Consider the following 24,993-nt stretch of genomic DNA (forward strand, 5'->3'; position numbering starts at 1 on the left):
CAATGAACATCGGCATCGCATCGGAACGGGCGGGCCTGCCGCCGAAGACGATCCGCTATTACGAGGATATCGGCCTGCTGCGTCCGGCCCGCACCGACAACGGCTATCGCGACTATTCGGCGGCCGACATCCATCGGCTGCGCTTCCTGCAGCGCGCGCGCAGCCTCGGCTTCTCGGTAGACGAGTGCCGGCAGCTTTTGTCGCTCTATCACGACCGCAATCGCGAGAGCGCGGACGTCAAGGCGATCGCCGAGGCGAAGCTGGCGGAGATCGACCGCAAGATCGCCGAGCTCGCCAGCCTGCGCCATGTGATGCGCCACCTGATCGAGCACTGCAGCGGCGACGAGAGGCCTGACTGTCCGATCATCGACGAGCTCGCCGGAGAGGGCATGGTGCAGTGAGGCGGACCGTTTCCGCCGCCATCCTTTTGCTGGCCTCCTCGCTTGCCGCCGCTGCCGGCGCCGACGCGCTCGTCAAGGCCCGCCAGGCCTCGATGAAGGAGATGGCGGCGGCGGCCAAGACGATCGCCGAGATGTTCGACGGCAAGCGCGCCTATGACGCGGCCGGCTTCAAGGCGGCGGCCGAAACGCTCAAGGTTCGCACCGGCCCTGCCTTGATCGCCGAATTTCCGGACGGCACGCTCGGCGCGCCGTCCGGCGCCAAGCCGGAAATCGACCAGGCCCGGCCGGAATTCGAGGCGCTCGCCCGCCATATCGGCCGGCTCGCCGACGCGCTCGCCGCCAAAGCAGAGAAAGCTCCGGCCGGGATCACCGCCGACATGCGGATGACCGGTCCGCCAAGGGATGGCGGCAGCCTGCTCGGCAAGCGGCCGCGCGCAGCGCAAGCCGATCCCGCCGGCATGCCGGCCGAACATCTCCTGCACCTCATGCTGCAGGACTGTTCGAGCTGTCATTCGAAGTTCCGGCAAAGGCAGCAGTGAGGCGCGAGCCGCTCGGCTATTTGCTTTACGCAATTCCGGATGGAAACTCGCCACGCACTTTTCTGGAATTGCTCTTGGCCAGCGCCGTTCTGCACATTTAAATCAGAACATGCTAATGTTGCGCAGCCATGCTTATCGGTGCATGGCAGGTTTAGGGAGGATGCGATGAACAAGATGAATCGCAGGTCTGCAATTGCCCTCGGCGTGACGGCCGCGACGATTGCGCCCCTGTTCGCAACGGCAACATTCGCCAAGACAAAGAAGTACGGTCCGAAGGAAGGCAAGGAGATTGCCGCCGGCGTCAGGGTTGTGGAGGTCGGCACCGGCAATTCCGATATTCCCGCCTACAAAAGCATCTCTATTGTCGACGTCGTGTTTCAACCGGGAGCACACGCGCCTCAAAGTGTGATGGACAACGACATGGTGTGCACGATTACGTCGGGTGCATTCACCATCAAGAAGGCTGACAAGGAGTTCAAGCTCAAGGTGGGTGACATGTATACCTGCTCCAAGGGCAAGACCGACGAGGCGACGAACACGAGCAAGGAAGTCGGCATCCATCGGATCGCCATTCTGGTGCCCGCGTAAGCGAAGATCGCAGGCGGTCGCGACCCATCGCCGCCCGCCCCTTGCAGCCGCCACGCTCGCCCTGGCCCCGGCGTGGCGGCTGGCCAGCCTTGGTCACGAAGGCCGCAAGACGGCTTGTTCGGCGCGTATCACAAAAGTGACGTTGTGGCCGCGCTATATGCTGGGTTCATGCAGCAAAGACAGGGTTCTGGTTATGAACGCCAGCGAACTGCAGGCCATAGGCGATACGCTGATGCGCCTCGTCACCCCCGAAATGACACCGAAGGAGCTGGTCAAGACCGTCCGCAAGGTGCATCCCAATGCCAAGAAGAAGGATATCGCCCGCGCCGCCTTCCACGCCATCATCGCCAATGCCGACCAGGACCTCGGCAAATCGAGGAACCTGCAGGCCTTCGCGCTCGCCGAACGCACCCAGCAGGCGGAATAGCGACTACCGACGATAGCTGCAAATTGCATCGATCGAATTGTGAGAAAATTAATCAGCGATTTCTAATATTATAGGTCACCCGGCAACGAATTCCGGCGACGGACCCCATGACCAAGAACCTCGGCAACGCCAAGCCCAATGCTCCAGCGAGAGAGATGAAACCCTCGCCGCTCGGCAGGATCGCGCCGGCGCTGTTCCCCCTGGTGGTCGCGGCGCTCGGCTATCTCCTCGGCAAGCAGTTCTTCGGCTTCTGATCCGAGACTCGCCTCCTTTCTACGCTTCCCATGGCAAACCGATTGCAAAATGCAATCGGATGTGCATCCTTGGCCTGACGGATCGCAAAGGAGGCGCCGATGGCCAGGATCGTCTATTCCATGCTGATGTCGCTGGACGGCTATATTGCCGGGCCGGACGGGAACATCGGCCTGCCGGTGCCCGAGGAGCAACTGCACCGGCATTTCAACGAGGATATGCGGCGGACCGCGATCGAGCTCTGCGGGCGCCGCCTATACGAGATGATGCGCTTCTGGGACGATCCGGAAAGGGAGGCCGGCGCCGAGGTCGAGCGGGATTTTGCCCGCGCGTGGCGCGATACGCCGAAGATCGTGTTTTCGACGACGCTCCGCGAGGTCGGCGCCAATGCGCGCCTGGCGGATGGCGACGCCGTGGCGGTGGCAAGGTCGCTGAAGGCTGAGACGGATGGCCAGATCGGCGTCGGCGGCGCCGAATTGGCCAGGCATCTGGCCCGCGCCGGCCTGATCGACGAGTACCGGCTCTACATGCATCCGGTCGTGCTCGGCGGCGGTAAGCCGTATTTCGCGCGTGGTCTGTCGCTCTCGCTGGCGCCGCTTGGCACGGAGCGCCTCTCCCAGGGCGTGACGCTGCTGCGCTACGCGCCCGCCTGAGCGGACAAGTTCAATGCGGGCCGCCGAAGCAGGATCAGCAAGACTGCCGCTTCGGCCGTTTGCGCCGGCCCTGCTGCTTTGGTCCTAGGGCCTAGGTCGTTCTTGCCCTTGCATGAGCGCAAGCGCATGTTTCAGATAGCCGGCAGGCTCGCAAACTCCGGTCAGGCCCGGCCGCCGAACCCAATACACCCCCCAGGCTGCCGGGCCGCCGGTGTAACGCACGCCGCGCAAGCAAAGCCTCCAACCGCATCACATCCGAGCCGAAACCAATTCTATCGGTGCGCCGGACATGCCCGGCCCATCCGCTTCGAAATGCGTTCGTGACGCGCTGCCGCATCGTCTCGCAAACCCGGCACCACAGCGAAGTCGAATTCTGTTAAGGGCCAACCCAATCAAGATTTCGAAGCCGGGCTTTTGGTCAACCAGGACGGCATTTGCTCGACATTTGTTTTCAAAATGGGAAATTGGCGAGCATCCAACGACGTATCTCCTACTAAAGTCCAAGGAAAAGAACCTTGCGGCAACTTGATGCCCGCTAGATCGTATTGCTGTTCGGGATCAAATTCTTGGGCTGAAGCGCTGGGGCCATTCCATGGTGGCAGGCGAACCAGACAGTGTCCGCGTGAAATTCATCAACGGCCAATGGCTGGTGCGCGCCGTCGAAGGCGGCAGGCTGACCCATCAGCTGTTCGACATCCACGCGGAAGCCGAAGCCTTCGCCGAGGAGGAACGCCACCGGCTGGGTCTGCCGGGCGAGCCGCCGGCATCGGAGCCGGTCGAGACAAGGCGGCGCGGCGGACGCGGGCGCTGAGCGTCCGATATCCTCAATTGGTGTGGCTTACGTCGCCTCTCCGGCAACCTGGTTTGCGCTCCGCGGAAAATGTGGGAACAATCGGCGGACGGGGAAGTGCTGCCGATGTGCAATCTCTACAACATCACCACCACCCAGGAGGCGATCCGCCAATGGACGCGCGCTCTGCGCGACATTTCCGGCAATCTCGAGCCTTCGGTGGATATCTACCCCAACCAACAGGCGCCGGTGGTGCGCAACGTAGCCGACGGCAGCCGCGAGCTTGCCAACCTGCGCTGGGGCATGCCGACGCCGGCCGAGCGCATGCGCGGCAACGCCGATTCCGGCACGACCAACATCCGCAACCCGCAATACGCCCACTGGCTGCCTTATCTCGGCATCGAGAACCGCTGCGTGGTGCCTGTGACGAGCTTCGCCGAACCTTCGCCTCAGCCCGGGGACAAGGACCCCGAAACCGGCGTGCAAAAGAATTTCTGGTTCGCGCTGAGCGAGGAGCGACCGCTGTTCTTCTTCGCCGGCCTGTGGACGCCCTGGCACGGCGTGCGCAAGGTGAAGGAAGGCCCGGGCGACCACGAGCTCTACGGCTTCCTGACGACCAGGCCGAACGCGCTGATCGCGCCGATCCACGAGAAGGCGATGCCGGTGATCCTGACCACGCTGGAAGAGACCGAGTTGTGGCTGACGGCGCCATGGTCTGAAGCGAAGAAGCTACAGCGGCCGGCGCCGGACGACGCGCTGGTGATTGTCGAGAAGCCGGCGACGCAGATCAAGTTCCCGGCCGAACCCCCGGCGCAGGGTTCGTTGTTTTAGTTAGCTGCTTCGCGTGCTCGAAGTTTCAACTAAACGCCCTTCCGATCAACCTTCCAACCAATATGAAACAGGCTAGCGAAACCAGCGGGAGAACTCCCAGCGTCACTATGCTCATGACCAAGAACCATCCGGAGATCGGAAAGCCCGTGTCATTTGATAGATTTGCCAGCCACACAGTGACGCCAATTGCGGGCAGGACCGAAACGAAGCCGAGAACATCGGCAAGTTTACTGCGCCTCGTTCGCGAAAGCGGCCTTCCGACCCAACGAAGGAATGCGGCAAGAGCGGCGAGATAATAAAATGCGAGGATAGCGTATTGAGTCCCGTAGTCATTGAGAAACCGATCCAAATCGATCCTCCTGAGGCCACCGTCAACCGTCGTTGACTGTCAGATATCTGATACTGCAAAACTATTTAGAAGATACAAAGCACCTTATCCCCTCGCCTTCTGCAGCACCCAGATATAACCCTTGGGCGGGTGATCCTGGTCGATGAACTTGGTCTTCACCTCGGTATCCCTGCGGCCGCAGCGTTTGCAGCGGAAGCGGATGGCTTCGAGCGGCTTGTTCCAGCCCACCACCTTGGCCACGTCGTTCGCCTTGAAGCGGCCGACGTGATAGCAGTGGCGGCATTCGACGATGAGCAGCATGTTGGCCTTGGCCGCCCGGCCGACGCTGTCCATGGGTCCGGCCATTTTCTCATGTCCGGTCTGAATAATCCTCGGGCAGCGGCAAGAGGCCGAGCCAGACGGCGCGGAAATCGGGTTCCCGGCCCGCCACCGCGCCCATCACCTCATGCAGCCGTTCCACCAGGCCATTGAGCCGCCAGTACATTTCGCCATTGGTCTTGAGGTTGAGCTGCGCCGCCAACACTGTCTGGCGCAGCTCCAGCGCGTCACGAATGATCGCCTCCGCGTCCGATCGGAACAATCTGTCATAGCGGCTTTTCCGTCTGCCCAATGCGGCTCTCCTGATTGCGAGCAACCGCCCCATCTCCTGACAAAATAGGAACCCATTCCTCGTCGAGTCAATTCGTCCTTGACAAATTTGTTCCCTTTTTGTTCACATGCTAATGGAAGCCAGAGGAGCAACCGCCATGGATCACATCGTCAGGCTCGACAGCCGCCAGGAGGCGGCGCTTCAGGCAGTCGCGGAGCGCTTTATCGCGCAGCATAAGGGCGATCCGGTAAAGGCGTTGAAGGAGATGATCGTGCTCAACGGGCACTTGCAGGAGCGGCTCGACGCGATTGGTGCGCCGACGCGGCCTAGGTGGCAAGGGTAGCTAACGCAGGTAGGTCGGCGCTCTACGATACCCCCCTCTGTCCTGCCGGACATCTCCCCCTCAAGGGGGAGATCGGATGTCGCGTCGCCTTTCGCCAACCTCCAACGTTGCAGGAATGAGCGGGGCGCCGAAGCTGCCAATCTCCCCACCTGTGGGGGAGATGTCCGGCAGGACAGAGGCGGGGCGCGAAGGAACGCGGCTTTGCTAATTGGCGAACCTCGGTGACCGAGATTCGCCTAGGCGGGTCCCAAAAGCCTACGCCTTCACCCGCTTCAGCGCCTGCGCCATGCAGTGGATGCCGCCGCCGGTCTTGGAGATCTCGCTCATGTCGACGGCCGCGACCTCGAAGCCCTGCGCCTTCAATTTTTCGATCAGCGTCTTGCTCGAGGTCGGGGCGATCACCCTGTCCTTGCCGAGCGACATGAAGTTGCAGCCGAGCGCCATCGTGTCCTGGAAGGGCACGTCGATGATCTCGTGGCCCTTGCCCTTCAGCCAGTCGACGATGCCGGGCTCGGTGCAGGCGAGGCAGACGGCGGTGAGCTTTTCGGCGATCGGCACCACCATCAGGTCGATGTGGACATAGTATTCGTCGATGAAGGCGATGCGGGTTTCCCAGCCTTCCTTGTCGAACCAGGCCTGCACCTGGCGCGCGCCCTCTTCCTGGGTGCGGGCGCCGCCACAGCCGATCAGCACCACGCCCTCCTCGATGACGTTGAAGTCGCCGCCCTCGAAGGTGCCGGCGGTGACCATGTCGTAGATCGGAATGCCGAGCTTCTCATAGGTGCGGATGGCGGCGTAGTTCTCGCCGCGCCGCCACCAGTTGGCCATGGCGGTGATGAAGGCGCCGTAGGGCGTCATGACGCTGGAGTCGCGCGAATAGACCTGCATCGGCAGTTCCGGCGTCGGCTCGTGCCAGTGGATGTTGACGCCGAAATGCTCGTAGGCGGCGACGAGGTCCTTGTGCTGCGCCTGCGCGATCTGAACGTTGCAGGGCGCCTCGCGCAGATGTTTCCTCGACAGCGAGCTGGTCGACAGATGCCGCAGGAAATTGGGCGAGCCGAGCAGCACGTCGGTCAGCACGTCGGTTTCGTTGGCGAAGCCCCAAGCGGTGAGCGGCTTGGTGCCGCCGGCGGGGTTGCGGCGCTGCAGCGAGAACGGCTCGGCGACGATGCGGTCATGGACGGTCATGGGGTTCTCCTCGATTGATATTCGTCATGCGGTGGAGGCAGCCGGGATCCACCAGTCGCGTCCACGCGGCGTGGTGACATATTCCGGCCAGCGGAAATTGATCGGCGGTTCGTAGTCGCAAAGCGGCGCGATCCAGTTGGAGCCGCCGACGCCGCCGCCGGTGCGGGCGACGAACTCGTCCATCGCGCCGTCGCGCGCGGTCTTGTCCTCAAGCAGGCGAAGCGCGGTCAGCGCGACCGTCTTCGAGGCGCAGGTGACCATCGGGTCGATGGTGGCGGAAATGCCGCCCAGCGCGTTCATCACCCAGGCTGGATAGACGTGGCCGTTTGCCGAGCGCAACGCCGGCCGGGCGACATAGAAACGCGATGTCGGCGCGTGCCAGCTCATGTCGGTATAGTCGTCCGAGGTCGAGTTCACCTGCGACGGCGGCAGGTCGCGGCGCAGGATCGCCTCGGCCTCCTGCGGCGAAATCAGCCGCTCCAGTTCGTCGATGAACGGATTTTCGGTCGCTTCGCCGCCGGCATTGACCTGGACCTCGCGGGCGATCGCTCTCGCCTCCTCGCTCCACTGCGGCGCTCCGACAGTCGAGAGAGCCGCGTAGGTGATCCCGGCCATAGCGTGGTTGGCGAGGCCCGGGCGCGACTTCGACACCCAGTGGCGCTCGTAGCGGCAGCCGCTCATCCTGGCGGCCGCTTCCGCGTTGCGGTCGAGCACGGCGGTCACCTGCTCGGCCATGGCAATGGTCGGCACGCGGATCATGTACTGGATTTCGGACAAGCTGGCCGGCAGATTGTCGGCCGTCGCCTGCCCCGCGGTCAGGATCGCCTCGCTGATCGACCAGCCGCCCTGATGCGTCAGCATGGAATCGCGCAGCGCCTTGGAGGCCATGTACATCATCATCAGCGCGTCGTTGGCGCCCGGCGCCCGCACCGCCGAATGCGCCTGCGGGATCGGCGCTGAATCGCCCGCCGCACGCGCCCAATGCTCCGGCTCGTCGCAGACGAAGCGATAGATCATCGCGTAGGCCGCGCCGCAATGCGTGTCCCAGCGCGCCGTGTTGCAGAGCGGCAGCATGTAGAAGGGGTGGAAGGAGATCATGCCGGCGAGGCCGTCATAATAGCCCTTGGCCGCGTGGATGGGCTTCGAGCCCCGCACCTTCTCGGCCGGCTCGCCGGTGAAGCGCAGCGTGCCCTTGATGCCGTGTTCCAGCATCGCCGCCTTGGCGGCGAGCAGGCCGCCGAGGCTGCCGATGCCGAGGCCCGAATGCGGATCGGTGTGGCCGCCGGCCTCGACGCTGAGACCCGGCCGCGGCCGCTTCACCGTCGCGGCGTCCTGGCAGTTGCCGGGCACGGCATCGTATTCGGCATACATGCCGACGGTCGGACCGTCGCCGTTCGTCCAGTGGGCGCAGAAAGCGGTCGGCATGCCGCCCGAGCCTTCCTCGACCGAAAAGCCCTCGCGTTTCAGCCGCTCGACATACCAGGCAGCCGATTGGTACTCGCGCCAGGCGGTCTCGCCGAAATCGAAGATCGTGCGCGTCCAGGCCGACAAGAGCGGCTGGATGCCGTCGATACAGGCAAGCGCGGTTTCCTGCGCTGAACTGGTCACCGGTTTCTCCATGCCGCAAAGAAAGCAGTGAAGCGGCTCATCAAAAAGTGATATGTTTTCCCGGCTCGTGCAAATTCGGTTCACCTGAGGCCTCTTGCGAATACCGTCCACGCAGGCGCTGCGCGCCCTCGACAGCTTCGCCCGTCACGGCAGCGTGTGGCGCGCCGCAGACGAGCTTCACCTCACCCGAAGCGCGGTCTCGCATCAGCTCCGGCTGCTCGAACGCGAGCTCGGCTTCGATCTTCTGGAGCGTATCGGCAAGGGCGTGGCGCTGACGCCGCGCGGCCAGCGCTATGCCGCCGACGTCAGGAAGGCGCTCACCGTGCTCGGCGACGCGGTGACGCAGAACGCCGGAAGCGGCGTCGGCGGCTCGTTTGCCGTGTCCTGCACGCCGGGCTTCGCCTCGCTGTTTTTGTCCACGCATATCGCGGAGTTCCGGCAGATGTATCCGGATGTGGCGCTGCACATATTGACGCCGCGCCGCCTCGACGACGTCTCCAATCCGGAGGCCGATGCCTTCATCGCCTTCGGCGTCGGCAACTGGCCGAACCGCGCGGTGGAGCTGCTTTGCGAGGTCTCCTTCACGCCGCTCTGCAGCCCGACGCTGCTCAATAAGGTCGGAGGCTTTTCCAAGCCTGCCGACGTGCTGCGCGCCAATCTGCTGCATCTCGGCGATACCGAGGACTGGGCGCGCTGGCTGGCGCTATCCAAGGTGGAAAATCCCGATACCGAGGGAGGCATCTTCTTTTCCGACATGAACCTCGTCTTCTCGGCGGCGATCGCCGGCCAGGGGATCGCCATGGGCGACGAGCTGACCGGCCGCCGGGCGCTGGGCGAAGGCCGCCTGGTCAAGCCGTTCGACACAGCGATCCCCTCGCCGCGCTCCTATTTCCTGGTCTTCGAGCATGCGAAGGCCGGGCATCCGGTGCTGAATGCGTTCAGCGGCTGGCTGAGGTCGAAGCTGTCGGAGAACAGGCTCTAGTCTCCCCCCTCGAGGGGGAGATGGCCGCGAAGCGGTCAGAGGGGGTCGGTCCGACCGGGCTCGGCCTTCTGCGGCAGATGAAGGCTGGCGCTTCACGCGCGGCGACCTCCTCTGTCGCCTGCGGAGACATCTCCCCCTCGAGGAGGGAGATTTGGCGCCCCGCCCGCCACCCGTGAATCAAATTTGCCGATCAGGCGAAAACTATTCGGTTGCGGCGGAGAGCCTCCCTGCCTACGATTTCACCCAAGACCAAGGAAGAGGCAGGATGCAGCAACCCGGCCGGGCCGCAGAGATCAAGGCGAACGGGATCGGCAAGAGCTTCGGCTCGTTCCGGGCGCTGGACGATCTGACGCTCGATATCGGTCGCGGCGAGTTCCTGACGCTGCTCGGGCCGTCCGGCTCGGGAAAGACCACCTTTCTTATGATCCTGGCCGGCTTCGTGCAGCCGAGCGAAGGCCGCCTTTTCAGCGACGGCGCCGACATCACCGACCGGCCGGCCGAGCAGCGCGCCGCCGGCATGGTGTTCCAGGGTTACGCTCTGTTCCCGCATATGAGCGTCGAACAGAACATCGCCTTCCCGCTCAAGGTGCGCAAGAAAACGGCCGCCGAGATCAAAGGCCGTGTCGGCGAGATGATCGAGCGCGTCGGCCTCAAGGGCCACGAGAAGAAGCTGCCGGCGCAGCTTTCCGGCGGCCAGCAGCAGCGCGTGGCGCTGGCGCGCGCACTGGTGTTCGAGCCGGGCGTGCTCTTGCTCGACGAGCCGTTCTCGGCGCTGGACAAGAGCCTGCGCGGCCAGATGCAGGCCGAGATGAAGCGGCTGCACCAGGAGACCGGCACCACCTTCGTCTTCGTCACCCATGACCAGAGCGAGGCGCTGGCGCTGTCCTCGCGCGTCGCCATCTTCAACCATGGCAAGCTGTTGCAGGTGGGCAGACCGGACGAGGTCTATGACCGGCCGGCCAACCGCTTCGTCGCCGAGTTCCTCGGCGAGATCAACATGCTGCCGCTGAAGGGCGTGCGTCCCGCCGACAATGGCGCGACAGGCTTGTGCGAAGACCGCGCGGTGAGCATGCGCTGCAAGGCTGAGAAAGTCCGTGGCGACGCCATCCTGGCCATCCGTCCCGAGCATATGTCGATCGCGCCTGAGGCCACTGCCGGCGAGAACGGCATAGCCGCAACCGCTGTCGCCTCGACCTATCTGGGGGCGGCGACCAAGCTCGACCTCACCACGCGCCAAGGCGCGAAGGTCACCGTCTCGGTGCCGAACGAGGTCGCGGCGGCGGCGCTCAGCAAAGGCAATTCCGTCTGGCTGACCTGGCCGGCCGAAAAAGGTTTCCTCCTTCCGGACGGAGGACAATGAGCGCCGAAGCGGCCTGAAATCGCCGCACCGGCTTCCGGACCAGACCAATTAAAACAAGGGGAACTGACATGAACGACGATATGAACAACACGCGGAAACAGGCGATCGAGTCTCTTTCCGAAAGGACCAAACGGGGCGAGATTTCGCGCCGCCAGTTTGCGCAGCTCGCGGGCCTCGTGCTTGCCGGCACGCCGATGCTGCTGCGCTCGACCAGCGCTTTCGCCGAGACGAAGGGGCTGGTGCTGGTGAACTGGGGCGGCGACGCCATTACGGCTTACGACGCGGCCTACGGCCAGGCCTTCACCAAGGACACCGGCATCCCGGTCAAGATGGACGGCTCGGGCCCGACCGAAGGCGCGATCGCGGCGCAGTTCAAGAGCGGCGCGCCGACCTGGGACCTGGTCGACGTCGACCCGTTCTCGGCAATCACGCTCGGCGGCCAGGGCATGCTCGAGCCGATCGACTACAAGGTCGTCGACAAGAGCAAGATGCGGCCGGGCTTCGGTTGGGAATATGCGGCGTCCACCTATTTCTTCTCCTATGTGATCGCCTACGATTCGCAGAAATTCGGCTCCAACGCGCCGACAGGCATGGCCGATTTCTTCGACGTGAAGAAATTCCCCGGCAAGCGCTCGCTCTACAAATGGGGCGTGTCGAGCTGGGAAGCAGCACTTCTGGCCGATGGCGTGGCGCCGGCCTCGCTCTACCCGCTCGATTTGAAGCGCGCGCATGACAAGATCGCCGCGTTCAAGGAAAACGTCGTCTCCTATTGGGGCGGCGGCGCCGAAAGCCAGAGCGTGCTGCTTAACGGCGAGGCCTCGATGGCGATCGTGTGGTCGACACGCGCCTCGCTGATCGAGCAGGACTCCGGCGGCCAGATCAAGTTCATCTGGGACCAGGGCCTGATCTCGCCCGGCGCGCTCGCGGTGCTCAAGAACAATCCCGGCGGCAAGGAAGCCGCGATGAAGTTCATCGCCAGCACCCAGGACCCGCAGAAGGAACTGGTGATGTTCGACAAGCTCGGCCAGGGTCCGGCGAACCCGGCGGCGGATGCGCTGATCCCGGCCGACAAGAAGCGCATCAACCCGGTCGACCCGGAGAACATGAAGAAGCAGATCGCGCTCGACATGGAGTGGTACGCCAAGAATTACGGCGCCGCGCTCGACGAATATACCAAGATCATCTCCGCCTGAGCGGGCGGGGATTTTCAGGCTGATGAGAGGCACCCTCTCCGACAGGATGGGCGCGGCGCTGTTGATGGCGCCGCTGCTCCTTTTCCTTGTCCTTGCCTATGCCTGGCCTTTCCTCGGCGTGGTGAAGTGGAGCTTCACCCTGCCGACGCCCGGCCTCGGCCAGTACCACGCCCTGCTTACTGACGACCTCGTTCAATCGGTGTTCGTCCGCACGCTGCGCATCGCGGCGATCGTCACGGTTGTCTCGGTCACCGCAGCCTATGCCATCACCGTGGTATGGGTGCGCGGCAGCCCGGTGCAGCGCGTGCTGGCCGAATTCTGCATCCTGGTGCCATTTTGGATCTCGGTGCTGACGCGCGCCTTCGGCTGGGTAGCGCTGCTCTCCAACCGCGGCCTGATCAACACCTGGCTGCAATCGATAGGCTTCATCTCCGAGCCGCTGACCCTAGTGCGCAACGAATTCGGCGTCATCGTCGGCATGTCGCATTTCCTCATTCCTTTCGCGGTGTTCCCGCTGGCGTCCGCCATGCGCAGCCTCGACGAGCGCGTGCTGCTCGCGGCGCGCGGGCTGGGCTCCAGCCGCATGCGCACCTTCTGGACGGTGTTCGTGCCGATGACGCGCTCCGGCATCATCGGCTCGGCGATGATTGTCTTCGTCTTCTCGCTCGGCTTCTTCGTCACGCCGGCGATCCTCGGCGGCGGCCGCAGCGTGATGATCGCCGAGCTCATCTACCTGCGCATCTTCCAGAGCCCGGACTGGGGCCTGGGCGCGGCGATCAGCGTCGTGCTGGTGGTGTTCGTCGGCGCGCTGATGGCGCTTCTTTTCCGCTATGTGCGGCCGAGGCAATTGGTGTAGCCATGCCCACTTATCGCCCCGGCCCCGTCTCGCTCGCTCTTGCCGTGCTTGTGGCGTTGTTCCTGCTCCTGCCGCTGCTTGCGGTCGTCCCGGTATCGCTGACGCCGAGCCGCATGCTGACGATGCCGACGGGGGAATTGTCGCTGCGCCACTATCGCTCGCTGATCGAGGATCCGCGCTGGCTGGATTCGATCCTGCTGTCGATCCGCATCGGCGCGGTGAGCAGCGCGCTTTCGACGGTGCTCGCACTCACCTTCAGCCTGGGCGTGTGGATGTTCCAGCCGCGCTTCACCGCCGCCCTCGTCGGATTCGTGCTGTTGCCGATGGTGGTGCCGCCGGTGGTCTCGGCGGTGACGCTCTATTTCCTGCTCACCTCGGTGTCCGGTATCTCGTCCTTCTTCGGCTATGACACCTGGCTGGGTGTGGCGATGGCGCATTCGGTGATGTCGGTGCCGTTTGCCACCGTGCTGATCCTGGTCTCCCTCAGTCAGCTCGACCGGCGCATCGACCTTGCCGCGCGCGGCCTCGGCGCAAGCGTCTGGGAGCGCGCGACCCGCGTCATCATGCCCAACATCAAGTTCGGCATCGTCACCGCGGCCCTGCTCTCCTTCGTGCTCTCCTGGGAAGAGATCGGCGTGACGCTGTTCATCACTTCGGTCAACGCGATCACGCTGCCGCGCCTGATGTGGATGGGCCTGCGCGACAATATCGACCCGGCGATCGCCGCGCTCTCAGTGATCCTGATCATCATCACCGTTCTGGTGCTGATCGTGCGCAGCGTGGTCACCCGGCGCCGCGCGTCGGCGTAAGCCGGTCCAATCTCTCCGCAAGACGAGAGAGGCCCGCCGGAAGCGGCGGGCCTCGTAAGGCGCCAAAGTGGAAGTTTGGCCCTTTGTGATCCGGGGGTATGGATCGCCTGAAGATTAGCCGATGGAGGTCCGGCGGGCGATTTACAAATATGTAAACTTCGCCTCCGGCGGGAGCGAGCTGCGCCGGCAAAAGAAGTTTATTATCATAGCTTTGCGAGCTTCTTCAGCGTCTTCGGCGCAGCACCTTCAATCAAAAGTGATGGGGAACGCGCCTGCGGAACCTAGAGGCGAACCGGCGCAAATGACGACTGGTCCGCCGTGACTCGACGACTGAACCGGAGGAAGTTGGCCGGCGCCCTACCGATCTCCGGGAAGCATCCTGGCCATGACCGTGTCCCGGCGAACGAAGTGATGATAGAGCGCGGCTAGCGCGTGCACGCCGGCCACGATCAAAATGCCGTTCGCGCAGAGTTCGTGAAGTTCGCGAATGGTCCGCGCGGTCGCCCTGTCCGGAGCAAACGGCGCCGGCACCGTGAACAGGCCGAAGAAGCTCAACGCGTCGCCCCCTGAACCAGGTCAAGAGGATGCCGAGAACCGGAATTGTGACGAGCAGCGCATAGAGGGCGAAATGTCCGATCTTCGCGGCGGCCCGCTCCGGGCCAGACATTTCGGCCGGTAGAGATGGCGCTCCTCTCACGCCGCGCAGCGCCAACCGCCACGAGACAAGCGCGGCGAGCAGAAGGCCGAAGGAAATGTGCAATCGCCAAATGGCGTCGACGGACGGATCGCCACGCGGATAGAATTCTTCGCCGTATGTCAGCGCATAAAGCAGGATGACGAGGGCGAAGAGCGCCCAGTGCAAGAACTTCTGACTGGACGTATAGGTAGTGATGACGGCCATCGCCCGGCTCCGTTGAACACTTGCCTGTGTTTCGGGCGTGTTCCTGGCAGACTTGTGACCGCCAAATTAAGAATTGGTAAGGCTTCGACCAATTGACGAGTTAGCACAGCAGTCGCCCGCGCCGCACGCACGGCCGTTTCGCCGATTTGCATTCCGTGCCGTTCGCGGCGCCGCACAGGCGAAGGCCCTTCGGCCCTCGCCTGCGTCGCAGCCGATCAGGCGGCTTGCGGCCGCCGCATCCTCTCGACGAGAGCCTGCCGGGCCGGACCGGCGAGCGGCTTGTCCATAGTCAGCAGGCCGTCGAGCAGAGCGAGGAGCTCACGCGCTGCGGACGACTTGCAGGAGTAGTAGACCATCTGGCGGTCGCGGCGGGTGTCGACCAGGCCAAACCTGCGCAGTTTGGCCAGATGCTGGGAGAGCGCGGACTGGCTGAGTTCGACCTTGTCGGCGAGCGTGCCGACTGACAGTTCGCCCTCGGCCAGATAGTTCATGATGAGCAAACGCTTCTCGTTGCCCATCACCGCAAGAAAGGCTGCCGCGCTTTCTGCGTTGGCGGTAAGTTTCTTCGTCACCATCGATTTTCCCCATGTTCATGCTCTTCCGAGGCCATGGGGGCAATGGCTTCAGAATTCCAGAGCATTTGGTGGACCTGCTCCGACATGGAATCGGAACATGCCCTGCTTCTTTGTTCGACCAAAATCCCTTCGTAACCCGGTTGCCACCACGTCGGGATATTGGCCTCGGACAGCGAGCGCCATGCTGTTGCCTGACGCAAGTTGGCGCAGACTCGGAATAATTCCGCGCCACTAATGAATACCAGCGCTTCGTTGTTTCAGCAACAATATAGCGAAGATAGGCACAACACCGCCAAATCCAGGGGTCGCGCTGGGGAAGAACGCGGGCCGCTCGGAACGCGCCGTCACCATTTTCCAAGACTCACCCTGCGTCCGGAATCCGTGATAATATTAGCCGGAGCACAAAAGGGGGACAAAGGCTCGAGGAGAAAGCCATGTCCGCTATCTCACGAAACACGTTCACACCCGCCGAGACGGCCCTGTTTGGGCGCGTCTTCGAGAGCGGTCGCGTCGTCGGGGAAACCGAAGAGCAGAAGGAGGCGCGCGCCTCGCGCATCATCGCGAACTACATGGCCGGCATCACCGACGAGGCGGAACTCGTCGAACTGTCCCGCAAGCCGCTCGGGAGATAGCGTGAGACCATGTTCACGCTGCTCACATCCTGTTGAAATATCGGGATGAAACCTGCCGGGCAGTTGCGCGTTTCTCATCCGCTCACAACAGGGCGCTCACAACGCATTAGGGGTTTCGCGATGATCCAGGGATGGTTTTCCAGGCCGGTCGAAGTGGCCGTCGGCGTGGCAGGCTCGATCCGGCACATTTCCAACGCGCAGCAGGCCGTGGAATTGCTGACGGGCCAGTGGCGCGACGCCGGCAGCGCGCAGCATGGCGCGGCGCTGCGCGCCTGCCGCCGGGCGATGAGCGGCGACGTTCCGGCCGACAATGCCAGGGAAGCTTTCATTAGCGCCGCGCGCGAGGCGCATGTGCTGGTCGAATAGGCTCCAAAAGCGCGTCGCGCTGAAACGGATTCAGGCGACGCGCTTTAGGTTTTTGTTTTGATGCATGTCGTTGCCCCAGAACCGCTACACACTTCTGGGCGACATGCATTAAAGCGCGTCGCACTGAAGCGGATTGAGGCGACGCGCTTTAAGTCTTTGTTTTGATGCATGTCGTTGCCCCGGAACCGCTACACACTTCTGGGCGACATGCATTAGCTAGCGATAGAAGAGCCATAAAAGCACCGACACCGCGAACACTGTCGGAGAGAGCAGGATTCCGGCCCGCAAGACGCGCATGACCAGGTAGAGCGGAGTGGGCATGCCTGGCGGTACCGGCACCTATCGGTTGCGCGAATTGACGGGAGGCCGACGCGCCGGCCGAAACCGGTTCTTGCGATCCGCTTCTGCGTACAAACGGCTTTGCCGGGCCTCCTCATAGAGCCCGAAAGCGGTCGCCATCAACGTGGCGGCAGTCATGACGGATGTAAGCACGGCGATCAGCATGAGAGGTCTTCCCGCGTTTCAACGGCATGTCGCATCTGATTATCGCCGTGGGCGACGGTGCAGCCAGTGACTTTGGTCACATGTTTTTTGAGCGCGCCGGGCCCGTGTCGTGGCGCAATGAATCCGGCCCTTGAGCCGACCCGCGCGGCGCATCGCCGATCTCAAAAATTCTTCGGAACATTATCGGCGGTGGATGGTTAATGCGCGGGTCCGCCAATCGTCCCGGACCTGCATCCATCGGGCGCCCTGCCGGCGCCGTTGCCTGATCAAAAGACCACTATACGAACGGAGGATGTGATGAACGACGTCTGGTTTTCCGAGCCGGTCGTGATCGATTTCGAGCCAAGCGGACAACACAAGGTCTCAAGCTGCTTCGAGGCAATCGAATGTCTCGACCAGCGCTGGCCAAGACGGGCGCGCGACCGCGCCTGGCGGTCGGCAAACCGCGTCTGCCGCGATGCGCTCGACGGCTTGAGAAGTCCCGTCGAAGCCCGCAAAACCCTGCGCAAGGCGGCGAAGGCCGCCGGCCTGCTGGGCTAGAGAGGTTCGCCGTTTCACGGAAACGCCGAACCGTTCTATCTCTTTGTTTTGACGCAATTCCGGACGGAAAACCGTTCCGCACTTTTCCTGGAATTGCTCTGAAGCGCATCGCCATCCCGGACGGGGAAACCGGCCCGGATCATGTCGAGTTGCCCCTGGCCCTCGGCGGCCTACGAGCCAAGAAATTTCGGAACATTGCAGCCGCCGACCTGTTTCTACCCCGTAGTCTCCTGACTACGGGGTTCCAGACCCAAGCCGAGCCCGTTCTGGCCTCCCATCGCCGGGGCGGGCTTGATTTTTCAGCCAATATGAGGCGAAGCGGCGACCGACGTATACTCGGAGCGTTCAGAGCGCATCCATGGGGTACATGAAAACGTCGGCCGCCGGGCTCCAGGGCGCCTGTTGTTCAGGCGCTTTCATTTTCGGCGAGTCTGGCGTCTGCGTTCAACGCGAGGATTGGGTCGTGGTGAACGGGAGATTACTATCCACAGGATGCGCCCGGCCGACGCGAACCATTCGGCACTTTGATCAGCCGAACCCGCCAAGCACCTCCGGGAATTGAACAGCTATTGCCCCCTCGTCCGCCTGCCTGGCAAAGATTTCGTGTACTTTCTCACCATCGTAACGGGCGCGGCGGCGAACCCGTTCGCGGTTGGTCAGGAGACTGCCGACAGTGTCAAAGCGTCGGATGAAGCGCTTCATCGCTCCGCGCTCGAAACGAACACGGCGCTGGAACGCAGCCCCCCACGGCGTGTTCTTGGCCAGATCGCGATAGATATCGAGAGCAGCGAGTTCGACGCCTAGCGGCACCTTGTCCCAAGGCTTGCCCCAGCTGAAATGCCGGGCATAGGCCTTTTCGAACGGAACCTGCCAATTATAGTTGGTCATGGCATTCCACGATGGATGCATCGTTTGCCATTTGCCTTCGAACGCGACATTTAACGCACCTTGATCCAGCCCGTTGACGCCACGTGAGGCAAAATGCCGAGCCGCCGCCAATAGGCCATTCTCTCTGATCCGGGGCAGATCAAGCGAAAGAACGCCGGAATTAAAATATGGGGCGCCTGGTGCCATCGAAAGGAGCGCTCGGTATTTCGGCTCAAAGTATGATTGAACATCGTGGGCCGCGAGCAGCGGCGCCCCCAACGGTGTCTCGAGCAAGTCAACGATCGACCTGTTGAAGAGAACATCGCTGTCAAGATAAGCAACCCGTTCGTATGGAGCGAATTCGGGAATTTCATCGATGAACAGCCGCATATACACGGCAAGACTCAGGTGACCTGGGGCAAAGGTCACGCTTCGCATCAGCTCTGAAAGATCAACTATTCTGACGCGATCCGCGAGCAGCTGCCGCGCGGCGGCAAGATCGGCGGCGCCGACATTCATCTGCAGGATGAAGCCGTCAATCGGTGGCGAAACATCCAATATCCGGCGCGCCGCCAGACAGGCATAAGGAAAGTACCTGGCATCCGCCGCCAGAAAGAAACAAGACTTCGTCATTTAGTTGGCTGCGGCGCTTGTCGTAAAATGCTTCTCGATGAAAGTCTCGATTTGGCCGGTGAGTAGAGATGCCTCGCTTTTGATCTTGTCATCGTCCCAAAGCCACCATTGGATTGCCAGCAACTTCAAGACGATGTCCTGCGGGAAGCGGTATCTGATTTCTCTCGCCGGAGACCCGGCGACGATCGCATACGGCGGCACGTTTTTCGTGACCACGGCCCCGGCGCCGATGACCGCGCCGTCGCCGATCTCGACCCCAGGGAGTATTATAGCACCATAGCCAATCCAAACATCGTTGCCGACGGTGATGCCGCCCGGCCTACCGCCATTTGCGATCGGGTCGGGACGATCCAGCATTCGGCTAAAGATCGGAAATGAGGTCGCACTATCAGTCAGGTGCTGTCCGGCGCACAAGAAAACCACTTCTCTGGCGACCGAGCAGAAAGCTCCGATTCTGAGCGGGGTGTTCTTCGAAGCGAACAGAATCTTTCGCCATGTCACGTCGTAGGTGTGGCGACCGACTGACACATTTTCCGGCAATTTATGGCGAACATCCTTCAACCATTTGGAAAGCGTAGACATTCGCAAAGCCCCGCACTGTAGCACTCTGAATTTTTCACCGAGTTGGTTCGGACATACCGATCACTACGCGCGTCTTCAAGCATGCAATTCCCCGATCTGCGACGCCGCGTTTCCGCCTCGGATCAGATATTCAGTCCCTCCGCGGCGGCGATCACCTCGGGAACGATCGCTTCCACGTCGTCATCGCTCGTTCGGTGGTTGACGAAACAGGCGCGCAGCGCGAACTGGCCGCCGATCGTCGCGTTCGACAGATGGACGCGGCCGCGCGCGGCCATGCGCTTGAGGATGGCGGCATTATCCTTGGCGCGGTGGCGGAAGCAGACGGCGCTCAGCGTCACCGGCGCCAGCAGCTCCAGTTCCGGGCGCGCCTCGACAGCCCACGCCAGCGCGATGGCGTGATCGAGATCGCGCCGGATCGCGGCGCGAAACACGCGGCGTCCGTGATACTGCAGCGACAGCCAGAGTTTCAGCGCGCGGAAGCGCCGCGACAATTCCATCGACTCGTCGAAGAAGGCGAAGCTTTCCGCCGGGTCTTCGCGAAAGCTGCGCACATAGTCGCCGCTGTGCGAAATGGTCTGGCGAACGATATCGGGATGGCAGTGCAGCAGGCAACGGCATTCGGCGGGCTGATAAAGCCATTGAATGAGGATGCTATTCCCTTCGGGCCATCGAGACACCGGATTTCTCAATAGAATCAAGGCGTGCTGAGAGCGCTTAGTGGGGCACGAAAGCAAAATTGGACAACGATATCAATTAGATACCGAAATGGCGATCCCGGCAGGATTCGAACCTGCGACCATCGGCTTAGAAGGCCGGTGCTCTATCCAGCTGAGCTACGGGACCGCTGGCCGGCCTGGGCCGGCTGATGTCACTATGCGGAGCCATTCTATCCAAGATGGATGGTTCGCTCCGATCTTTGTTTACGCAATTCCGGACGGAAAACCGCTGCGCACTTTTCCTGGAATTGCTTAGTGCGTCCAGGGCGTCCTGCGGTCATAGCGGAAATTGTCCGAATAGGAAATCTGCCGGCGCTTCGTCTCCTTCGGCTCCTCGACGCGGAAGGCGATGCCCTGCTTCTCGGCGTAGGCGACCGCCTCTTCCTTCGTGTCGAAGGTGAGCCGCACCTGGCTCAGCATGTCGCCCGAGGTCGTGTAGCCCATCAGCGGGTCGATCTTCTTGCGCTGGGCCGGATCGAACTCCAGCACCCAATGGCCGGTCTTAGCCTTGCCGGACTGCATCGCGGTTTTGGCTGGGCTGAAAATGCGCGCGGACATGACCACCTCGTTGCCGCCCGACGACCGGGCACCTTTTTTGCGGCGCGCGTCCGAAAAGCCGGGTTGGAGCCTGAGGCCGCGCGCCAACCCGTCAATACTGTGCAATGGCGCCGCCCGCAAGCGGCCATGGCTTGCCGCGCGGTCACGGCCGGCAAGCGATCATGACCGATAGGGGGAACCACGCGCTGGCCCGGACATTAACGGAAAGTCAGGCGACCAGACCGGCCGCTCCAGCCATTCGTCTCGGCCCGCGGTGCGGGCCGAGTGCCGCGAAGCGTCGCCATTCCTCGTCAACAAGCCCGGACACTGCGCCATGACCAAGACAACCGAACATCCCGTCCTGCAGCTGGCCGTGCTTGTCGGCAGCCTGCGCGTCCAGTCCTTCAGCCGCAAGATCGCCAAGGCGCTGGCTGCCCGCGCGCCGGACTCGCTGCGTTGCCGTTTTATCGAGATCGGCGAACTGCCTCTGTACAACGAGGATCTGGATGGCGACACGCCGCCCGCCGCCTGGTCGGCGTTCCGCGCCGCCATCAGGGGATGCGATGCGGTGCTGTTCGTGACGCCCGAATACAACCGTTCTATTCCCGGCTGCCTGAAGAACGCGCTCGATGTCGGCTCGCGACCGCCGGGCAAGAATGTCTTCAAGGGCCTGCCCGCCGGCGTCGTCAGCGTCACGCCGAATAAGCTCGGCGCTTTCGGCGCCAACCACGCGATACGGCAGACCTTCGTCTTCCTCGACATGCCGGTGATGCAGCAGCCGGAGGCCTATATCAGCAATGTCTCCGAGTTCCTCGACGCCAACGGCGCGGTGAAGAACGGCGACACCGCCGCCTTCCTGGAGAATTTCATGGGCGCCCTGGAGATCTGGATCAGAACCGTGCGGCCCGGCGGCTCGTCCTTCGACGCCTTCATGAAACAGCGCGAGAAGATCGCCGAGGACTATGTCAATGGCAACGCCACATCGCTGAAGGCGATCGTGACGCATAGCGAGCCGGCCACCTTCTTTTCGCCGCGCGGCGATCATCTCGAAGGCGCAAACGCGGTCGCCGGCCGCTACGAGCGCGACGCCGCGAGCTTCCACGAAGGCGGCAGCACCGACCTCGAGGTGCTGCAAGCCTCAGCGAGCGGCGACCTCGCCTTCTGGACCGGACTGCAGCATGCGAAGGCGCGCATGGGCAAGAACGGCCAACCCGCCGAGATGACCTTGCGTGTGACGGAGGTGTTCCGGCTGGAGGACGGCGCCTTCAAGCTGGTCCACCGCCACGCTGACCCGGCTCACTAAGGCGCATTGATATTCAGGTGATGCCCGCCCGCAAATAGGCGCTCAATCAAGCCCGCGACACAATGCCGGGGCTCTTTGCAACCGCGGCCTATTCCTATTGCCTCGTCGGCGGCATATGTCGGATACACGGTCGTGGCATCTGACCGCCATGACGACGACAAAGACAAAAATGGGCATAGAAGCGGAAATCTCGTCGGATTGGACCGGCGAGCCGGCGATCCTCGAAGGCGCAATCGTGATCGGTGCCGGTGCGGCGGGATTGGCGGCGGCGTACGCATTGATCGAGGCCGGGATCGCCACCGAGATCCTCGAGCGTGAGGGACGGCTGGCCGAGCCCTGGCACCGCCGCCATGAGAACCTGCATCTCAACACGCATCGCGACCTCTCGACGCTGCCCGGCGTTTCCTTTCCGAAAGGCACGCCTGCCTTTCCGCACCGCAGCGCGGTGATCCGCCTCTTCAACGATTTCGCCCAGACGCACCGCCTGCCGATCGCCTTTGGCGTCATCGTCGAGGATATCGAATTCCGCGGCGACCACTGGCTGGTCAAGACCAGCATGGGGCGGCGCGCGGCACGGCATGTGGTGATCGCCACCGGGCGCGACCGGCAGCCCTTCATCCCGGCCTGGAAAGGCATGAAGGATTTTTCGGGCAAGATCATCCATTCGGCGCATTTCGGCCGGGCGGGAAATTATGCCGGGAAAAAAGTGCTGGTGGTCGGCGCCGGTAATTCCGGCTTCGACGCGCTCAACCATCTTTCCGGCGCCGAGACGGGGCAGATGTGGCTCGCGGCGCGCAACGGGCCTTCGCTCTTGCCCAAGCGCATCGGCAAGGTCGCCGTGCATCGCTTCTCGCCCGTCATGGCGAGCCTGCCGGCCAGGCTGGCGGACGCGGTGATGGCGGCGACGCAGCGGCTGGTCTTCGGCGACCTCAAGAAATTCGGACTGCCCCCTGCCCCGTCGGGCGGCGCCAGCCGCCTCGGCTCGGACTATACGGCGATCGCCGCCGACGACGGCGCGGTCGATGCGATCAAGGCCGGCCGCATCATCGTCGTGCCGCAGGTCAAGGAATTCAGGCACGACAGCGTCGTTCTCGAAAACGGCCAGGCGATCGCGCCCGACATCGTCATTGCCGCCACCGGCTACCGCACCGGACTGGAAACGATGGTGGGCAGGCTCGGCGTGCTCGACGCCAAGGGCGTGCCGCTGTTCAACAGCGCGGCCAGCGATCCGAAATTGCCGGGCCTCTGGTTCACCGGTATGCGGCCGAGCATTCGCGGCTGCTTCGCCAATGCCCGCATCCAGGGTGCGGCGATCGCCCGCAGGATTGCCGGGCGAAAGCGCTGAGGCGCCATTTCTGCGTGTGAAGCTTCCGTTTTTGGGTTGCCTTCCGGGCCAGGGAACCCTATACGCCGCGAGCGTCGGAGTGTAGCGCAGCCTGGTAGCGCACCTGATTTGGGATCAGGGGGTCGCGTGTTCGAATCACGCCACTCCGACCAGTTTTCTCAGCATGCCACATGTGGGTCGCGCAGCCGGCGCAGCTCAGTCCGGGCCAGAAGGGTTCGGCCGTGGTCGTCGCTATCCTCGAGCGGGACAATTGGACAGCCAACACCGATGTCATCGTGGCGGTCGATGTCGCCAGGCGGCGCCTGACCTGGGTGCCGCGCGACCTGTGGTCGCCCCTTATCCGCGTCGGCAAGATGGTTCTCATCCCGCGCAAGCCAAAGCCGTGGTGGAGGCAGCAGCTGCACCGGCTGCGGCAAGGCTGAGGATGGGCGGATCCGCCGGCTGCGCCGCGGTCTTGCGCGTTGACGTCATTCCTTGGCCGGGAACCCTGCCCAGCCTTTGCAAGTTTTATTGCCATGGCTGACACCCCGACCATCGCGCGCATCTGGCGCGGCAGAACCTTGCCCGAGAAGGCCGACGCCTATGAAGCCTATAATTACGAGGTCGGCATCAAGCCGCTGATCGAAAAGGCGCTGGGTGTCCAGACGTTTCGCGAGGACACGCCGACCTATTCGGAGTTCGTGACGATCTCCTATTGGGAGAGCATCGAGGCCATGGGACGCTTCACCGGCGGCGGTCCGACCGAGGTCCACCATCTCGATCGCGACGCGGAATTCCTGATCGAACTGCCGAAGAGCGTGCAGGTGCTGCGCCTGCTCGCCAGCCATGGCAATACGGGCTGAGCCGCAAGTAAACCCGCCGGGCGAGCCCCCAACAACCTCGAGCCCGGCGAGCCTACAACCCGATCTGGAACGCGATCGGGACCGGGATCAACCGGCATTTCGTGCGTTGCAAGATGGATGCCAGCAGGATCGTCCCGGAATGGGACAACGGTCGGCGATCTTCTCTCCTTGTGGAAGAAGGTGGGAGCTAAATATCGAACTCGCCCTGCCCTTCGTCCATGGCGCTGACGGTTTCGGCGGCGAGAGCGCGGGTGATCGGCGTCTTGCGTTCGAGCGCCGCGCGGTCGAGGCGTTCGACGACCCGCATCGCGGTCGCCAGCGAACGCTCGATGCGCCGCACCAGATATTGCACGACATGCTGCTCGACCTCGACCTGGCGGTCGGCGAACAGCTTTGTGATGACGCCGGCGAGCAGCAGGTCGTCCGGCTCGTGTATCTCGACCGTCGCCGCCGCCTTCAGCCGCGAGATGAGGTCGGGCAGCGCGACGCGCCAGGCGGAGGGAAAACGCCGCGCTGTCAGAAGCAGCGTGGAGCCGGCGCCGCGCACGGTGTTGATCAGGTGGAACAGACCTTGCTCGTCGATTGGCCCCCTGTCGATGTCGTCGATGAGCGCGGGTCTGGCGCCAAGGCCGGCGATGTGCTCGCCGATCCTGCCGGGATCGATGGCCACCGCACCGGCGTGTGTCTGCCAGATCTGGGCAAGGTGCGTCTTGCCGGAACCCGGAGGGCCAGCCAGCACCACCACCGGCGAGGGCCAGTCCGGCCAGCGGTCGACAAGCGCCGCGGCCTCAGCGTTCGTGCCGGAGACGACGAGCTCGTCGCGCGAATAGCCGGTGCCGTGGCCTAGGTCGAGCGGCAGTTGGCGCGGCGGATCGGATCTATGATCGGACAT

The 24,993-nt window shown here is 63.2% G+C and carries 33 protein-coding genes, 2 tRNA genes and 1 pseudogene; 22 read left to right on the forward strand and 14 right to left on the reverse strand.

All coding sequences use genetic code 11. From position 1 onward, the window contains the following. The first annotated feature begins 2 nt into the window (after window positions 1–2). From cueR to EJ071_RS29630, 8 genes are all read left to right on the forward strand, one after another. Window positions 3–401, forward strand: a complete 399-nt coding sequence (cueR, locus tag EJ071_RS29600; RefSeq protein WP_126101017.1) for a Cu(I)-responsive transcriptional regulator — start codon at window positions 3–5, stop codon at window positions 399–401. Further along, a complete protein-coding gene (locus EJ071_RS29605) occupies window positions 398–940 on the forward strand; it encodes a cytochrome c (protein ID WP_245460025.1) in 543 nt (180 codons plus the stop codon). The genes cueR and EJ071_RS29605 overlap by 4 nt, the downstream gene beginning before the upstream one ends. Window positions 941–1,105: 165 nt before the next feature. Beyond that, entirely contained in the window at window positions 1,106–1,528 is a 423-nt protein-coding gene (locus tag EJ071_RS29610; protein ID WP_126101018.1) for a hypothetical protein, read from the forward strand. 193 nt (window positions 1,529–1,721) lie between these two features. Continuing rightward, entirely contained in the window at window positions 1,722–1,955 is a 234-nt protein-coding gene (locus EJ071_RS29615; RefSeq protein WP_126101019.1) for a hypothetical protein, read from the forward strand. Between the two features lie 107 nt (window positions 1,956–2,062). After that, entirely contained in the window at window positions 2,063–2,209 is a 147-nt protein-coding gene (locus tag EJ071_RS38790) for a hypothetical protein (RefSeq protein WP_189521284.1), read from the forward strand. 99 nt (window positions 2,210–2,308) lie between these two features. Continuing rightward, window positions 2,309–2,860, forward strand: a complete 552-nt coding sequence (locus EJ071_RS29620; protein WP_126101020.1) for a dihydrofolate reductase family protein — start codon at window positions 2,309–2,311, stop codon at window positions 2,858–2,860. A gap of 592 nt (window positions 2,861–3,452) precedes the next feature. Then, a complete protein-coding gene (locus tag EJ071_RS29625; protein WP_126101021.1) occupies window positions 3,453–3,671 on the forward strand; it encodes a hypothetical protein in 219 nt (72 codons plus the stop codon). A 105-nt stretch (window positions 3,672–3,776) separates the two neighbouring features. After that, window positions 3,777–4,481, forward strand: a complete 705-nt coding sequence (locus EJ071_RS29630; protein ID WP_126101022.1) for an SOS response-associated peptidase — start codon at window positions 3,777–3,779, stop codon at window positions 4,479–4,481. Window positions 4,482–4,914: 433 nt separating this feature from the next. Here EJ071_RS29630 and EJ071_RS29635 read toward each other — a convergent pair whose 3' ends face one another. Next, the gene (locus tag EJ071_RS29635; RefSeq protein WP_126101023.1) at window positions 4,915–5,175 is read right to left on the reverse strand and encodes a hypothetical protein; all 261 of its coding nucleotides are present in this window, start codon (window positions 5,173–5,175) and stop codon (window positions 4,915–4,917) included. Window positions 5,176–5,179: 4 nt separating this feature from the next. After that, the gene (locus EJ071_RS29640) at window positions 5,180–5,440 is read right to left on the reverse strand and encodes a hypothetical protein (RefSeq protein WP_126101024.1); all 261 of its coding nucleotides are present in this window, start codon (window positions 5,438–5,440) and stop codon (window positions 5,180–5,182) included. Window positions 5,441–5,576: 136 nt separating this feature from the next. Here EJ071_RS29640 and EJ071_RS29645 point away from each other — a divergent pair, with 136 nt between their 5' ends. Further along, complete coding sequence (locus tag EJ071_RS29645; protein WP_126101025.1) at window positions 5,577–5,762, forward strand: hypothetical protein; 186 nt, start codon at window positions 5,577–5,579, stop codon at window positions 5,760–5,762. 255 nt (window positions 5,763–6,017) lie between these two features. Here the strand turns inward: EJ071_RS29645 and EJ071_RS29655 are convergent, their stop codons facing one another. Both EJ071_RS29655 and EJ071_RS29660 read right to left on the reverse strand, forming a co-directional pair. After that, window positions 6,018–6,950, reverse strand: a complete 933-nt coding sequence (locus EJ071_RS29655) for a dimethylarginine dimethylaminohydrolase family protein (RefSeq protein WP_126101026.1) — start codon at window positions 6,948–6,950, stop codon at window positions 6,018–6,020. 24 nt (window positions 6,951–6,974) lie between these two features. Continuing rightward, window positions 6,975–8,570 (reverse strand): amidohydrolase, encoded by a 1,596-nt coding sequence (locus EJ071_RS29660; RefSeq protein WP_189521286.1) that lies wholly within the window; start codon window positions 8,568–8,570, stop codon window positions 6,975–6,977. An 82-nt stretch (window positions 8,571–8,652) separates the two neighbouring features. On the opposite strand from EJ071_RS29660, the gene EJ071_RS29665 reads away from it, so the two are divergent. From EJ071_RS29665 to EJ071_RS29685, 5 genes are all read left to right on the forward strand, one after another. Then, window positions 8,653–9,540 carry a LysR substrate-binding domain-containing protein gene (locus tag EJ071_RS29665; RefSeq protein ID WP_126101028.1) on the forward strand — a complete coding sequence of 296 codons (888 nt, stop codon included), beginning with the start codon at window positions 8,653–8,655 and terminating at the stop codon, window positions 9,538–9,540. 265 nt (window positions 9,541–9,805) lie between these two features. Beyond that, window positions 9,806–10,900, forward strand: coding sequence for an ABC transporter ATP-binding protein (locus EJ071_RS29670; RefSeq protein WP_126101029.1), 1,095 nt, complete (start codon window positions 9,806–9,808; stop codon window positions 10,898–10,900). Between the two features lie 80 nt (window positions 10,901–10,980). Then, entirely contained in the window at window positions 10,981–12,093 is a 1,113-nt protein-coding gene (locus tag EJ071_RS29675) for an ABC transporter substrate-binding protein (protein ID WP_126102776.1), read from the forward strand. Window positions 12,094–12,115: 22 nt separating this feature from the next. Next, the gene (locus EJ071_RS29680; RefSeq protein ID WP_126101030.1) at window positions 12,116–12,949 is read left to right on the forward strand and encodes an ABC transporter permease; all 834 of its coding nucleotides are present in this window, start codon (window positions 12,116–12,118) and stop codon (window positions 12,947–12,949) included. Between the two features lie 2 nt (window positions 12,950–12,951). Then, window positions 12,952–13,758 (forward strand): ABC transporter permease, encoded by an 807-nt coding sequence (locus tag EJ071_RS29685; RefSeq protein WP_126101031.1) that lies wholly within the window; start codon window positions 12,952–12,954, stop codon window positions 13,756–13,758. A 357-nt stretch (window positions 13,759–14,115) separates the two neighbouring features. Here EJ071_RS29685 and EJ071_RS39705 read toward each other — a convergent pair whose 3' ends face one another. The 3 genes and pseudogenes from EJ071_RS39705 to EJ071_RS29695 all read right to left on the reverse strand — a co-directional run bounded on the left by EJ071_RS39705 (window position 14,116) and on the right by EJ071_RS29695 (window position 15,234). Next, on the reverse strand, window positions 14,116–14,313 hold the full coding sequence (locus EJ071_RS39705; RefSeq protein WP_245460026.1) for a cytochrome b/b6 domain-containing protein: 198 nt from the start codon (window positions 14,311–14,313) through the stop codon (window positions 14,116–14,118). A 28-nt stretch (window positions 14,314–14,341) separates the two neighbouring features. Continuing rightward, window positions 14,342–14,659: pseudogene (locus EJ071_RS40295) on the reverse strand (cytochrome b/b6 domain-containing protein); the annotation flags it as partial. A gap of 215 nt (window positions 14,660–14,874) precedes the next feature. Further along, window positions 14,875–15,234, reverse strand: a complete 360-nt coding sequence (locus EJ071_RS29695) for a metalloregulator ArsR/SmtB family transcription factor (RefSeq protein WP_126101032.1) — start codon at window positions 15,232–15,234, stop codon at window positions 14,875–14,877. A gap of 434 nt (window positions 15,235–15,668) precedes the next feature. Between EJ071_RS29695 and EJ071_RS29700 the strand changes: the two genes are divergently transcribed. Together EJ071_RS29700 and EJ071_RS29705 are read left to right on the forward strand one after the other, a co-directional pair. Then, on the forward strand, window positions 15,669–15,866 hold the full coding sequence (locus tag EJ071_RS29700; protein WP_059186166.1) for a hypothetical protein: 198 nt from the start codon (window positions 15,669–15,671) through the stop codon (window positions 15,864–15,866). Between the two features lie 120 nt (window positions 15,867–15,986). Then, window positions 15,987–16,232, forward strand: a complete 246-nt coding sequence (locus tag EJ071_RS29705; RefSeq protein WP_059186167.1) for a DUF982 domain-containing protein — start codon at window positions 15,987–15,989, stop codon at window positions 16,230–16,232. A 339-nt stretch (window positions 16,233–16,571) separates the two neighbouring features. On the opposite strand, the gene EJ071_RS38795 is transcribed toward EJ071_RS29705, so the two are convergent. Then, on the reverse strand, window positions 16,572–16,736 hold the full coding sequence (locus EJ071_RS38795) for a hypothetical protein (protein ID WP_189521287.1): 165 nt from the start codon (window positions 16,734–16,736) through the stop codon (window positions 16,572–16,574). Between the two features lie 297 nt (window positions 16,737–17,033). Between EJ071_RS38795 and EJ071_RS29715 the strand changes: the two genes are divergently transcribed. Further along, window positions 17,034–17,276 carry a DUF982 domain-containing protein gene (locus EJ071_RS29715; protein ID WP_126101033.1) on the forward strand — a complete coding sequence of 81 codons (243 nt, stop codon included), beginning with the start codon at window positions 17,034–17,036 and terminating at the stop codon, window positions 17,274–17,276. Window positions 17,277–17,804: 528 nt separating this feature from the next. On the opposite strand, the gene EJ071_RS29720 is transcribed toward EJ071_RS29715, so the two are convergent. The 5 genes from EJ071_RS29720 to EJ071_RS29740 form a co-directional block, all read right to left on the reverse strand. Beyond that, complete coding sequence (locus EJ071_RS29720; RefSeq protein ID WP_126101034.1) at window positions 17,805–18,776, reverse strand: glycosyltransferase; 972 nt, start codon at window positions 18,774–18,776, stop codon at window positions 17,805–17,807. Then, complete coding sequence (locus tag EJ071_RS40120) at window positions 18,777–19,358, reverse strand: CatB-related O-acetyltransferase (protein ID WP_126101035.1); 582 nt, start codon at window positions 19,356–19,358, stop codon at window positions 18,777–18,779. 122 nt (window positions 19,359–19,480) lie between these two features. Then, the gene (locus tag EJ071_RS29730; protein WP_245460027.1) at window positions 19,481–20,035 is read right to left on the reverse strand and encodes a pyridoxal-dependent decarboxylase; all 555 of its coding nucleotides are present in this window, start codon (window positions 20,033–20,035) and stop codon (window positions 19,481–19,483) included. Window positions 20,036–20,124: 89 nt separating this feature from the next. Beyond that, window positions 20,125–20,201 (reverse strand) — tRNA-Arg (locus EJ071_RS29735). A 125-nt stretch (window positions 20,202–20,326) separates the two neighbouring features. After that, window positions 20,327–20,632, reverse strand: coding sequence for an ETC complex I subunit (locus EJ071_RS29740; protein WP_126084876.1), 306 nt, complete (start codon window positions 20,630–20,632; stop codon window positions 20,327–20,329). Between the two features lie 313 nt (window positions 20,633–20,945). Between EJ071_RS29740 and EJ071_RS40125 the strand changes: the two genes are divergently transcribed. From EJ071_RS40125 to EJ071_RS29765, 5 genes are all read left to right on the forward strand, one after another. Further along, window positions 20,946–21,914 carry an NAD(P)H-dependent oxidoreductase gene (locus EJ071_RS40125; protein ID WP_189521288.1) on the forward strand — a complete coding sequence of 323 codons (969 nt, stop codon included), beginning with the start codon at window positions 20,946–20,948 and terminating at the stop codon, window positions 21,912–21,914. 148 nt (window positions 21,915–22,062) lie between these two features. Beyond that, on the forward strand, window positions 22,063–23,259 hold the full coding sequence (locus EJ071_RS29750; protein WP_126101037.1) for an NAD(P)/FAD-dependent oxidoreductase: 1,197 nt from the start codon (window positions 22,063–22,065) through the stop codon (window positions 23,257–23,259). A gap of 75 nt (window positions 23,260–23,334) precedes the next feature. Continuing rightward, a tRNA-Pro gene (locus EJ071_RS29755) sits at window positions 23,335–23,411 on the forward strand. Between the two features lie 18 nt (window positions 23,412–23,429). Continuing rightward, window positions 23,430–23,681 carry a hypothetical protein gene (locus EJ071_RS29760; RefSeq protein WP_126101038.1) on the forward strand — a complete coding sequence of 84 codons (252 nt, stop codon included), beginning with the start codon at window positions 23,430–23,432 and terminating at the stop codon, window positions 23,679–23,681. Between the two features lie 93 nt (window positions 23,682–23,774). Further along, window positions 23,775–24,101 (forward strand): hypothetical protein, encoded by a 327-nt coding sequence (locus EJ071_RS29765; RefSeq protein WP_126101039.1) that lies wholly within the window; start codon window positions 23,775–23,777, stop codon window positions 24,099–24,101. Between the two features lie 187 nt (window positions 24,102–24,288). Here EJ071_RS29765 and hdaA read toward each other — a convergent pair whose 3' ends face one another. Continuing rightward, entirely contained in the window at window positions 24,289–24,993 is a 705-nt protein-coding gene (gene hdaA, locus EJ071_RS29770; protein ID WP_126101040.1) for a DnaA regulatory inactivator HdaA, read from the reverse strand.

The sequence above is a fragment of the Mesorhizobium sp. M1B.F.Ca.ET.045.04.1.1 genome, from assembly GCF_003952465.1.
Taxonomy (GTDB): domain Bacteria; phylum Pseudomonadota; class Alphaproteobacteria; order Rhizobiales; family Rhizobiaceae; genus Mesorhizobium; species Mesorhizobium shonense.